The sequence below is a fragment of the Streptomyces sp. NPDC006643 genome, from assembly GCF_042870175.1.
Taxonomy (GTDB): domain Bacteria; phylum Actinomycetota; class Actinomycetes; order Streptomycetales; family Streptomycetaceae; genus Streptomyces.
In genome coordinates, this window is the sequence record NZ_JBIAHA010000030.1 from 19,378 (window position 1) to 30,177 (window position 10,800).

Here is a 10,800-nt window from a genome sequence, read left to right on the forward strand (position 1 = left end):
TGGTGAGAGCCACTGCGGGACACCGATTTGATACAGGGGGTGCGCCCGCCGCTAATCTGAGGCATTCGCCGTTCGTCGTCGTAATGAAGAGAGCACCGTGGCCGCCGACAAGATCGACAGCATCGTCAACCTGAGCAAGCGCCGTGGCTTCGTCTACCCGTGCAGCGAGATCTACGGCGGACAGCGTGCCGCCTGGGACTACGGGCCGCTCGGGGTCGAGCTGAAGGAGAACATCAAGCGCCAGTGGTGGCGTTACATGGTCACTTCGCGCGAGGACGTTGTCGGTCTCGACTCGTCGGTGATCCTGGCCACCGAGGTCTGGGAGGCCTCGGGGCACGTCGCCACGTTCACCGACCCGCTCACCGAGTGCACCTCCTGTCACAAGCGTTTCCGCGCGGACCACTTGGAGGAGGCGTACGAGGAGAAGCACGGCAGGCCCCCGGCCAACGGCCTCAAGGACCTCAACTGCCCCAACTGCGGCAACAAGGGGACCTTCACCGAGCCCAAGTCCTTCTCCGGGCTGCTCTCCACCCACCTCGGCCCGACGCAGGACACCGGCTCGGTCGCGTATCTGCGTCCCGAGACCGCCCAGGGCATCTTCACCAACTTCGCCCAGGTGCAGGTGACTTCGCGCAAGAAGCCGCCGTTCGGCATCGCGCAGATGGGCAAGTCCTTCCGTAACGAGATCACGCCCGGCAACTTCATCTTCCGCACGCGCGAGTTCGAGCAGATGGAGATGGAGTTCTTCGTCAAGCCCGGCGAGGACGAGACGTGGCAGGAGTACTGGATGGAGCAGCGCTGGAACTGGTACCGGGACCTGGGCCTGCGCGAGGAGAACATGCGCTGGTTCGAGCACCCGAAGGAGAAGCTCTCCCACTACTCCAAGCGCACCGCCGACATCGAGTACCGCTTCAGCTTCGGCGGCTCGGAGTGGGGCGAGCTCGAAGGCGTCGCGAACCGCACCGACTTCGACCTCACCGCGCACTCCAAGGCGTCCGGCCACGACCTGTCGTACTTCGACCAGGAGGCCGGTGAGCGCTGGACGCCGTACGTCATCGAGCCCGCGGCCGGTGTCGGCCGCGCGATGCTGGCCTTCCTCCTCGACGCGTACAACGAGGACGAGGCGCCGAACGCGAAGGGCGTGCTGGAGAAGCGCACCGTCATGCGGCTCGACCCGCGACTGGCGCCGGTGAAGGTCGCGGTGCTGCCGCTGTCGCGCAACCCGCAGCTGTCGCCGAAGGCGAAGGGCCTCTCGGCCGACCTGCGCAAGAACTGGAACATCGAGTTCGACGACGCGGGCGCGATCGGCCGGCGTTACCGCAGGCAGGACGAGATCGGTACGCCGTTCTGCGTCACCGTCGACTTCGACACCCTCGACGACGACGCGGTGACGGTGCGCGAGCGCGACACCATGAAGCAGGAGCGTGTCTCGCTGAGCCAGATCCAGGGGTACCTGGGCGAGCGGCTGCTCGGCTGCTGACCGGCGCCGCCGATCGCGGTCGCTGATTACGTTCGTGGCTCGAAGCCCCCGGTTCCGTGACGGAGCCGGGGGCTTCGTCGCACACTGCTCAGTGGCCGCATTCGTCAACAGGAGGCACTCATGCCGCCCACGACCAGCAGCAAGGTAAGCCGATGGGACCAGCACGGCCGAGAGCATGTCGTCCATGTCCAGAAGGCGGGCATGCAGCGGGCGTTGACGTGCGACACCTGCGGCTGGAGCAAGAACGCGCAGTTCCTGCCGTGGCTCAAGGCGGAGGAGCATCTCACCGAGGCGCACCAGGCGACCGTGGACCCGACGGTGACCGGCGGCTGAGAGCCGTCGCGAGGGGTGCGGCGCGCCGTCGTACGGGGGCGCGGGGCGCCGTCGCGAGGGGTGCGGGGCCGGGAAAATCAGGTGACGGGCGCCACCTGCCCGGTGGTAGCGTCTCGGGCATGTTCTTCCAGATCTACGAGTGAGAACGCGGCGGTCACGGTCCGCCTCTCACCAGACGCATCCGCAGATCACTTCGCCTTCACCAATTCGGGAGAACCCGTGGCAAAAAGCCGGAACAACCTTCTCGGCGTGGGCGGACAGCGTAAGAAGCTGTCCCGCGCCGACCAGCAGGGCAACGGTCCCAGCCGGAACGCGGACCGCAAGGTCGCCGAGGACAAGAAGCAGGAACTCGTGCGGAAGATGCGCGAGCGGGCGACCGGTACGCAGCCCGAGGAAGGCGCCGAGGACGCGACGGACACCACCGACGCGAACGGCGCGGCCGATGTGACCGACGGGCCCGCCGCCCGGTCCTGACCCCGACCCAGCGCCTCAGCACGACGACGGCCCGGACCACCTCGGTGGTCCGGGCCGTCGCCCTGTGCCGCGCGTTTCTAGCCGACGGCCTTCTTGAGAAGGGCGGCGAGCATGCTCTCGGTCCTGTCGTTCAGCCCGGTCACGGCGAACGACGTCGCCCACAGCCCGTCGGTGTCGTCGAGATTCGCCTCGGGCGTGAAGCCGAACGTCGAGTAGCGCTCCTTGTCGGTGTGCCCGCTACGGAAGAAGCACACGACCTTGCCCTTCCTGGCGTAGGCGGGCTGCCCGTACCAGAGCTTCGGCGCCAGCTCCGGGGCGTTGGCGGTGACGACGGCATGGACGCGTTCGGCGACCGCGCGGTCCGGCGCCGCCATCTCCGCGATCTTCGACAGCACGTCGAGTTCATCGGTCGCGGCCTTCTTGCCACGGCCACCGGTCGCCTCCTTCCGCAGTTCCTCGGCGCGTGCCTTCATGGCGGCGCGCTCCTGCTCGGAGAAGCCGTCCGTGCTCATCGCTGTCACTCTCCAGATCGGGATCGTTGTGCGGTCCGTGCGGTGCGTGCGGTGCGTGCGGTGCCTGAGGTCCGCGCGGTCCCGCTGACGCTAGCCGCGCCGGGAGCCGGGGCGCTTCTCGAATCCTGACCGATGCCCGCGCCGCGCTCCGGCTCACCCCGGCTCCGAGCCCCGCGCGATGCGCCCCGTGTCAGGACGAGCCGCGCGCCGTCGCCGGATCCAGTCGTTCCGCGTTGCGGCGCGCCGTACCCCGCGCCCACTCGCCGCTGGTCAGCGCGCCCACCACCAGCACGGACAGCCCGAGCCCGGTGATGATCCACCACGCGGGGCGGCTCGCGTCAGCGAAGGCCGCCTCGCCGACGCCACCGCGGCGGGTGACCGCCGCCGCCGCGCCCGCCGCCAGCACCGCCCCGATCACGGCGACGCCCAGCGTTGTCCCGATCTGCCGGCTCGTCGACGCGACGGCGGCGGCCACCCCCGACTGCGACAACGGCATCCCGGACACCGCCGTGTTGGTGATCGGGGCGTTCACCATGCCGAAGCCGACGCCGAACAGCATGTAGCCGAGGACGAGCAGCTCCAGCTCCCGCTCCGCCTCGAAGACCGCGAACATGAGCCCGCTCGCCGTCAGGGCCGTGCCCGCGATCAGGAGCGGGACACGCGGCCCGTACGAGCCGACGAGCCGCCCCGACAGAGGCGCGCAGACGAACGCCAGCGCCGCCATCGGCAGGATGTACAGACCGGCCTCCAGGGGGGAGAGGTTCCGGACGTTCTGGAGGTAGAGCGTGTTCATGAACAGGAAGCCGCCGAGCGCGCCGAACGCGCACACGGCGATGACCGTCGCCCCGCTGAACGGCGCGCTGCGGAAGAACCGCAGATCGATCAGGGGCTCGGCGCGCCTCGGCTCGTACAGGATCAGCCCCGTCAGCGCGCAGAGCGCGGCGCCGGCGAAGGACAGGATCAGCGGCGACGTCCAGCCGGCCGTCGGCGCCTCGATGATCGCGTACGTCACCGCGCCGAGGGTCACCATGACCAGCAGTTGCCCGACGGGATCGGGGCGGCGCGGCTTGGCGGCGCGCGACTCGGGGACGTACCGCCAGGTCAGGATGTACGCCGTGATCCCGACCGGCACATTGATCAGGAAGATCGCGCGCCAGCCGACCGTCTCCACCAGCAGCCCGCCGATCAGCGGTCCCGCCGCCATCGAGATGCCGACGACCCCGCCCCAGATCCCGATCGCACGGGCGCGCTCACGCGGCTCCGTGAAGGTGTTGGTGATGATCGACATCGCGACCGGGTTGAGCATCGAGCCACCGACCGCCTGCATCATCCGGAACACGACCAGCAGCTCCAGATTCGGCGCGACCGAGCAGAGCGCCGAGCCGATCGTGAAGACCACCAGTCCGGTCTTGAAGACCCGCCGGCGGCCGATACGGTCGGCCGTGGAGCCCGCGAGCATCAGCAGCGAGGCGATGACCAGGGTGTACGCGTCGATGGTCCACTGCATGCCGGCGACCGTGGTGTGCAGGTCCTTCTGCATGGAGGGCAGCGCGACGTTGAGCACCGTGGTGTCGAGGCTGACGATCAGCAGACTCATGCAGCAGGTCCCCAGGATCACCAGCCGTCTGCGGGGACCGCACTCCTCGGCGGTCTCCTGGGACGGCTCCGGGCCGGGCGCGGGGTGGGGAGCTGGCATGGGGTGATGGTATGTCCGGCACCCCGGAGGGCCCCGGCCGCCATGCGCGACAATGGACGGATGACCGCTCCGCTCGCCCCGTCCCCCGCACCGCCCGGCACCCTCGCCGTCGGCCCGTACCCGGTGACCCCGCCCGTCGTGCTCGCGCCGATGGCGGGGATCACGAACGCCCCCTTCCGGACGCTGTGCCGGGAGTTCTCCGGCGGCAAGGGGCTGTTCGTCAGCGAGATGATCACCACGCGGGCGCTGGTCGAGCGCAACGAGAAGACGATGCAGCTCATCCGCTTCGACGCGACCGAGACACCCCGCTCGATCCAGCTGTACGGGGTCGACCCGGTCACCGTCGGCAAGGCCGTGCGCATGATCGCGGACGAGGGCCTGGCCGACCACATCGACCTGAACTTCGGCTGCCCCGTCCCCAAGGTGACCCGCAAGGGCGGCGGCTCGGCCCTCCCGTACAAGCGGCCCCTGCTGCGCGCGATCCTGCACGAGGCCGTGTCGAACGCCGGGGACCTGCCCGTCACCATGAAGATGCGCAAGGGCATCGACGACGGCCATCTCACCTATCTGGACGCCGGCCGCATCGCCGTCGACGAGGGCGTCACGGCGATCGCCCTGCACGGCAGGACGGCCGCCCAGCACTACGGCGGCACCGCCGACTGGGACGCCATCGCCCGCCTCAAGGAGCACGTCCCGGAGATCCCCGTCCTCGGCAACGGCGACATCTGGTCGGCGGACGACGCGCTGCGGATGGTCCGCGAGACCGGCTGCGACGGTGTGGTCGTGGGGCGCGGCTGTCTCGGCCGGCCGTGGATCTTCGGCGATCTGGTGGCGGCCTTCGAGGGTACGGGGCAGCTCGCCCGGCCCGCGCTGCGTGAGGTCGCCGGGGTGATGCGGCGGCACGCGGAGCTGCTGGGGGAGTGGATCGGGGACGAGGCGCGCGGGGTGATCGACTTCCGTAAGCACGTGGCCTGGTATCTGAAGGGCTTCTCGGTCGGCTCCGAGATGCGCAAGAAGCTGGCGATCACCTCGTCGCTCGCCGAACTGGACGCGCTGCTGGGCGGGTTGGACCTGGACCAGCCGTGGCCGGACGGCGCCGACGGGCCGCGCGGGCGGACGTCGGGGAACAACCGGGTGGTCCTGCCGGACGGCTGGCTGAAGGACCCGTACGACTGCGCGGGCATCGGTGCGGACGCGGAGCTGGACACGTCGGGCGGCTGAGCCGGGGCGGCGGGGGGCTCAAGGGGGGATCGGCGGTCCCTGGATCGGTGGTGCCTTCATCCGCGCTCCGGCCCGGACGACAGTTGACGACATGAACACCGATGAGAACGAGAACACCAACGAGAACGCCAACGAGAGCGAGCGTACGGCCGGCGAGCGGCGGACCGTCGCCCTGATCACCGGCGGAAACCGGGGACTCGGCCGGGCCACCGCGCTCGCGCTCGCCGAGGCCGGCACCGACGTGATCCTCACCTACCGGTCCGGCAAGGACGAGGCGGCCTCGGTCGTCGACGCCGTCTCGGCGCTGGGCCGTACCGCCGTAGCCGTCGAACTGGACACCACCCGGTTCGACACCTTTCCCGCCTTCGCCGCCTCCATACGGGACGCCCTGCGCACGACCTGGGACCGCGACAGCTTCGACTTCCTGGTGAACAACGCCGGCGCCGCGGCGCCCAGCCCGGCCGGCGAGACACAGGTCGAGGCCTTCGACCTGATGATCGACGTCCACTTCAAGGGCGTCTTCTTCCTCACCCAGACACTGCTGCCGCTGATCGCGGACGGCGGACGTGTCGTGAACCTCTCCACCGGGCTGACCCGGTTCGTGAGCGAGGGCCTGTCCGTGTACGCGGCGGCGAAGGGCGCCGTCGAGATCTGGACGAAGTACCTGGCCATGGAGTTGGGCCCGCGCGGCATCAGCGTCAACGTGGTGGCCCCCGGCCCGATCGCGACCGACTTCTTCGGCGGCATGGTGCGGGACAACCAGGAGATGCGCGCCGCCCTGTCGAGCCAGACGGCCCTCGGCCGGGTCGGCGAGTCCGAGGACATCGGCGGGGTGATCGCCTCGCTGCTGTCGCCCGGCACCGGCTGGATCACGGCGCAGCGCGTCGAGGCGTCGGGCGGTACACGGCTCTGAGCGGCGGCGCGTGCGCCGTCCGGCACCCGTGCCGTCCGGCACCCGCGCCCCGCCCTCTGCCAGCATGGGCGGCGGCCGACACCGGCCGCCCCCACTCCCACCCCACGCCCGACCGAGACGGAGGCCCCCCGTGGACCGGGCACAACTCGCGGACTTCCTCCGCACCCGCCGCGAAGCGCTGCAACCCGAGGACGTCGGCCTGCCGCGCGGCCCCCGCCGCCGTACCTCCGGGCTGCGCCGCGAGGAGGTCGCCGCGCTGAGCGGCATGTCCACCGACTACTACAGCCGGCTGGAGCAGCAGCGCGGCCCGCAGCCCTCCGAACCGATGCTCGCCGCCATCGCGCGCGGCCTGCATCTGTCCCTGGACGAACGCGACCACCTGTTCCGCACGGCGGGGCACAACACCCCCAGCCGGAGCCTGCGCGGCGACCACGTCAACCCCGGCATCATGCGCATCCTGGACCGCCTGGGCGACACCCCCGCCGAGGTCGTCACCTCCCTCGGCGAGACGCTGGTGCAGACCCGCCTCGCCGTCGCGCTGCTGGGCAAGGAGACCGACTTCACCGGCCTGGAACGCAGCCAGGTCTACCGCTGGTTCACCGACCCCCGCGCCCGGCGGATCTACCCCGAGCCGGACCACGCGTTGCAGAGCCGGGTCCTCACCGCCGGACTGCGCGACGCGTACTCCCGCCAGGGTGCCGACTCCCGTGCCGGCGAGATCGTCGCGGCGCTGCTGGAGCGCAGCGAGGAGTTCACAGAGGTGTGGAACCAGCACGAGATCGGGGTACGGCGGCAGGACGACACCAAGCGCATCCGGCACCCCGAACTCGGCACAATCGAACTGCACTGCCAGGTCCTCTACGACGCGGACCAGTCACAGGCCCTGCTGGTGTTCACCGCGACGCCCGGCACCGAGAGCCACCAGAAGCTGCAACTCCTGCCCGTGCTGGGGGACCGGCAGCAGTACGCCTGAGGCGGCGGGCGGCTCAGGGGCTGCGGAAGGCGACCTCCGGGCCGGCCGCGGCCGGGCCGTCCGGCAGCGGCCGGCGGATGCCCCGTAACGCCCGGTCGAAGACCGCGCCCACGTACGCCGTGGCGATCCCGCCCGACGGGTCGCCGGCAGCGGGGCCGCGACGGCGAGCGCGACAGCCGTCGTTCTGCGGTGAGTTCGGTTCATGGGCGAGAGCCCAGGGCGGGTCCGGAATGTCCCGTCTGGCACGCGACGCCTGGTACGGCGCCTCTCCCCCGTGGGCCCCAGGGGGCCACGGGAGGTGCCCCCGGTGTCGGAGTCGGCCGAGTACGCCCGGTACGAGGCCGATCCTCCGCCTTGCGATGCACCGCACCAGCCGCCGCGGGCCCCGCCCTGCGGGCGGACGACGCCACTTCCCGGACCCGCCCTCGGAACGGTGCGCCGCCCGCCGCACCGGCGAAAGCAATCCGCCATCCCCGCCTTTCGCCCCGTCACGACGGCGGTACGAGACCCGCCTCGTGTGCCACGATCGCCGCCGCCGCCCGGTTGTCGACCTCCAGTCGGGCCAGGATCGAGCTGACGTGCGCCTTCACCGTTCCCTCCACCACGTGCAGCCGCCGGGCGATCCGCCCGTTGGACAGACCGCCGCCCAGGCAGATCAGGACGTCCCGTTCCCGGTCGGTGAGCGCGTCGGTCCTGGCGCGCGCGGCGGCGCGGCGGTTCGCCGTCGCGCCCGCGCCGGTCGCCGCGAGATGCGCCACGACGCGGGCCGCCACCTTGGGCGACAGATAGGCGGCGCCCTCGGCCACCGCGCGCACCCCGGCGATCAGTTCCTCCGGCTCGCCCGACTTGATCAGGAAGCCCGCCGCGCCGCCGCCGAGCGCCTGGAGGATGTAGTCGTCCTCGCCGAACGTGGTCAGCATGACGACCCGTGTCTCCGGCACGGCGGCGCGGATCTCGGCGGCGGCCTCGATACCGCCGAGGCCCGGCATCCGGATGTCGAGGACGGCGACGGCCGGGCGGTGACGCCGCGTCAGTTCGACGGCGTCACGTCCGTCCCCGGCCTCGGCGACCACGTCCATGTCCGGGGCCGTGGACAGGACGGCCCGTACCCCGGCGCGGATCATCGGCTCGTCGTCGGCGATCAGCACCCGGATCATCGCGTGACCGCCTCGGCGCCGGTCATGGGACGAGCGCCTTCAGGGACACCAACGTGTCCTGCCGGAAGCAGAGTTGGTAGACGTCCCCCGAGCGGTCGTCGAAACGGTCGGCCGTCATCGCGTAGTACTCGCATGTCGTTCCTCGCTCCTGTCGCCGCGCTCCGGGCGGCCGTTGATCCGTCTCGCGGTCGGGCAGCAGCGGTTCCACGGCCGGCCTGTCGAGCCCTACCCGCAGCCGGGCGTAGTCGCCGGGTTCGAGCACCGACCGGGACGCCGACAGCGTCTCCCACAGGGCGAGCGCTCCGCTCAGCAGCGCCGCGGTGACCAGGGGCAGCATGACCGCCGCGACCAGGGTGCGCGTGGCGCGGCGGTGGGCGTCGCGCCGCTCCCGGGGCAGTTCGGCCGGCGTGACCGGCGTGGCCGGCGACGGGCGCCGGGGCGGCGCGTGCGGGATACGGGCCTCGACGGTGAAGCCTTCCCCGCTCGGGCCGTACGTGAAGACGCCGCCGGCCAGCCGGACCCGTTCGTCCAGCCCGATCAGTCCGCGCCCCGTCTCCCGGCCCGCCTCCCCGCCCCGTACGGCCGTCCTGGCCGACGAGGGCGCGGGCGAGAGCGCGGGCGACGGCGGGCCGTTCTCCACCACCACGGTCGTCTCCCCGGCCGTGTGCCTCACCCGTACCGTCGCCGTCGCGTCCGGCGCGTGCTTGGCGACGTTCGTCAACGCCTCCTGTACGACACGGTGGGCGGCCCGCCCGACCATCGGCGGCAGGCCGGCGGGCTCGGCGTCCACGCGCGACTCGACCGCCAGCCCGGACGCCGCCGCGTCGTCGGCCAGCCGCGTGATGCCGGCCTCCCCGCCCCGTGCCTCCGGCGCCCCCTCGGTCTCCTCGCGCAGGACGCCGATCACCTCGCCCAGCCGCTCGACGGCCGCCGCCGCCCTGGTCCTGATGTCCCCGGCGGCCGTCCGGTGCCGTTCGTCGAGCCCCGGCGCGAGTTTCAGCGCGCCGGCCGACAGCGCGATCAGGCTGAGGTCGTGGCCGAGTACGTCGTGCATGTCCTGGGCGATCCGGGCCCGTTCGCGCGATCTGGCCTGTTCGGCGACCAACCGCTGTTCCCGGGCGAGTTGTTCGGCCCGCTCCCAGCCGGCCCGCGTCAAGTCCCGCCACTGGCGCCAGAATCGGCCCGCGAACCACGGCAGCATCGCACCGAAGGCGACCACACCGACGAACCGGCTGCCGAGCGTGAGCCAGGCGGGTACGGACGTGACCGCCACGACCCCGGCCGCGACGACTCCGACCAGCACGAGGGCGGTCGGACCCGTCCTGCCGGGCCGCCGGCCGGCCAGGAACGCGGCGATCACCGTCGGCACGACCCACCACGTACTCACCACGCTCAGGACAGCGCTCACGGCGGTCGCCGCGGTCAGCGCGGTCCCGGCCGGGACGGGGCCGCCGGGTCGTCCGCCGGGGCGTATGCCGGCGCGCTCGCCGGTTGTCGTACTGTCCACGCGCACGACCGTACGGATCCCCGAGGCGCCGCGACACTGCCGAAAGTCCAATCCGCCGCGGCCGAGTCGGAGACACTGAAGGCGACGGTGAGGTCGACGTGCTGATCCGCCCCGAGAACACCACGGCGACGCGCGGGGGACGGCCACGGTCGTCTCGGCGTCGTTCCTCGGCTCCGTGACGCGCGTCCTGCTCGACCTGGCGGGCGGCGGCTCCGTGAAGGCCGACGTGCCGTCCGGGACGCGGGGGAGCCGGCACCGGGTGTCCGGGCCACGGTCCGGCCCGCCGGGTGCCCGGTGCTGCTGGTCCCCTCGCTGCTGCCGGTGGCGGCGGGGGAGGGAAGGCACTTCGCGGGCAGCCTGGAGGACGTGGATCCGGCGGTGCTGGAGGGCGTGATTCTCGCCACGTCTGATAGATCATTCGCTCAGACGAGCGGCTGACGCGCGACTGCACTTCCGGAAGGGGTGGCACTGGGTGCCACCCCTTCCGTGTTCGAGAGGTGAACTCAGAAGTTGCGATGTCGGCTCAGATGAGCG

General features: G+C 71.8%; 11 protein-coding genes. 7 read left to right on the forward strand and 4 right to left on the reverse strand.

The annotated features are described in order from the left end of the window. Positions 1 to 97 precede the first annotated feature (97 nt). The 3 genes from ACFYNU_RS32775 (at position 98) to ACFYNU_RS32785 (ending at position 2,287) form a co-directional block, all read left to right on the forward strand. Positions 98 to 1,480, forward strand: a complete 1,383-nt coding sequence (locus ACFYNU_RS32775; RefSeq protein WP_356593552.1) for a glycine--tRNA ligase — start codon at positions 98 to 100, stop codon at positions 1,478 to 1,480. A gap of 120 nt (positions 1,481 to 1,600) precedes the next feature. Continuing rightward, positions 1,601 to 1,813 carry a hypothetical protein gene (locus ACFYNU_RS32780; protein ID WP_356593550.1) on the forward strand — a complete coding sequence of 71 codons (213 nt, stop codon included), beginning with the start codon at positions 1,601 to 1,603 and terminating at the stop codon, positions 1,811 to 1,813. 219 nt (positions 1,814 to 2,032) lie between these two features. After that, the gene (locus ACFYNU_RS32785) at positions 2,033 to 2,287 is read left to right on the forward strand and encodes a DUF6243 family protein (RefSeq protein ID WP_356593548.1); all 255 of its coding nucleotides are present in this window, start codon (positions 2,033 to 2,035) and stop codon (positions 2,285 to 2,287) included. Between the two features lie 77 nt (positions 2,288 to 2,364). Here ACFYNU_RS32785 and ACFYNU_RS32790 read toward each other — a convergent pair whose 3' ends face one another. Continuing rightward, positions 2,365 to 2,799: a DUF1801 domain-containing protein gene (locus ACFYNU_RS32790; RefSeq protein WP_356593546.1), complete on the reverse strand. Its 435-nt coding sequence runs from the start codon at positions 2,797 to 2,799 to the stop codon at positions 2,365 to 2,367. 190 nt (positions 2,800 to 2,989) lie between these two features. Continuing rightward, entirely contained in the window at positions 2,990 to 4,495 is a 1,506-nt protein-coding gene (locus tag ACFYNU_RS32795; RefSeq protein ID WP_356593544.1) for an MFS transporter, read from the reverse strand. A gap of 42 nt (positions 4,496 to 4,537) precedes the next feature. On the opposite strand from ACFYNU_RS32795, the gene dusB reads away from it, so the two are divergent. The 3 genes from dusB (at position 4,538) to ACFYNU_RS32810 (ending at position 7,602) form a co-directional block, all read left to right on the forward strand. Continuing rightward, on the forward strand, positions 4,538 to 5,716 hold the full coding sequence (gene dusB / locus ACFYNU_RS32800) for a tRNA dihydrouridine synthase DusB (protein WP_356593542.1): 1,179 nt from the start codon (positions 4,538 to 4,540) through the stop codon (positions 5,714 to 5,716). Positions 5,717 to 5,807: 91 nt separating this feature from the next. Continuing rightward, the gene (locus ACFYNU_RS32805; RefSeq protein ID WP_356593540.1) at positions 5,808 to 6,629 is read left to right on the forward strand and encodes an SDR family oxidoreductase; all 822 of its coding nucleotides are present in this window, start codon (positions 5,808 to 5,810) and stop codon (positions 6,627 to 6,629) included. 130 nt (positions 6,630 to 6,759) lie between these two features. Next, positions 6,760 to 7,602, forward strand: a complete 843-nt coding sequence (locus ACFYNU_RS32810) for a helix-turn-helix transcriptional regulator (protein WP_356593538.1) — start codon at positions 6,760 to 6,762, stop codon at positions 7,600 to 7,602. A gap of 488 nt (positions 7,603 to 8,090) precedes the next feature. Here the strand turns inward: ACFYNU_RS32810 and ACFYNU_RS32815 are convergent, their stop codons facing one another. Then, positions 8,091 to 8,759, reverse strand: a complete 669-nt coding sequence (locus tag ACFYNU_RS32815) for a response regulator transcription factor (RefSeq protein WP_356593536.1) — start codon at positions 8,757 to 8,759, stop codon at positions 8,091 to 8,093. Positions 8,760 to 8,781: 22 nt separating this feature from the next. Then, positions 8,782 to 10,266: a sensor histidine kinase gene (locus ACFYNU_RS32820; RefSeq protein WP_388768144.1), complete on the reverse strand. Its 1,485-nt coding sequence runs from the start codon at positions 10,264 to 10,266 to the stop codon at positions 8,782 to 8,784. Positions 10,267 to 10,560: 294 nt separating this feature from the next. Between ACFYNU_RS32820 and ACFYNU_RS32825 the strand changes: the two genes are divergently transcribed. Then, positions 10,561 to 10,704 carry a hypothetical protein gene (locus ACFYNU_RS32825; RefSeq protein ID WP_356593603.1) on the forward strand — a complete coding sequence of 48 codons (144 nt, stop codon included), beginning with the start codon at positions 10,561 to 10,563 and terminating at the stop codon, positions 10,702 to 10,704. Positions 10,705 to 10,800: the final 96 nt, after the last annotated feature.

Coding starts and splice junctions, on each gene's coding strand:
- ACFYNU_RS32780 (WP_356593550.1), top strand. CDS start 1,601: ATGCCGCCCACGACCAGCAGCAAGGTAAGCCGATGGGACCAGCACGGC.
- ACFYNU_RS32790 (WP_356593546.1), bottom strand. CDS start 2,799: ATGAGCACGGACGGCTTCTCCGAGCAGGAGCGCGCCGCCATGAAGGCA.
- ACFYNU_RS32795 (WP_356593544.1), bottom strand. CDS start 4,495: ATGCCAGCTCCCCACCCCGCGCCCGGCCCGGAGCCGTCCCAGGAGACC.
- dusB (WP_356593542.1), top strand. CDS start 4,538: ATGCGCGACAATGGACGGATGACCGCTCCGCTCGCCCCGTCCCCCGCA.
- ACFYNU_RS32805 (WP_356593540.1), top strand. CDS start 5,808: ATGAACACCGATGAGAACGAGAACACCAACGAGAACGCCAACGAGAGC.
- ACFYNU_RS32815 (WP_356593536.1), bottom strand. CDS start 8,759: ATGATCCGGGTGCTGATCGCCGACGACGAGCCGATGATCCGCGCCGGG.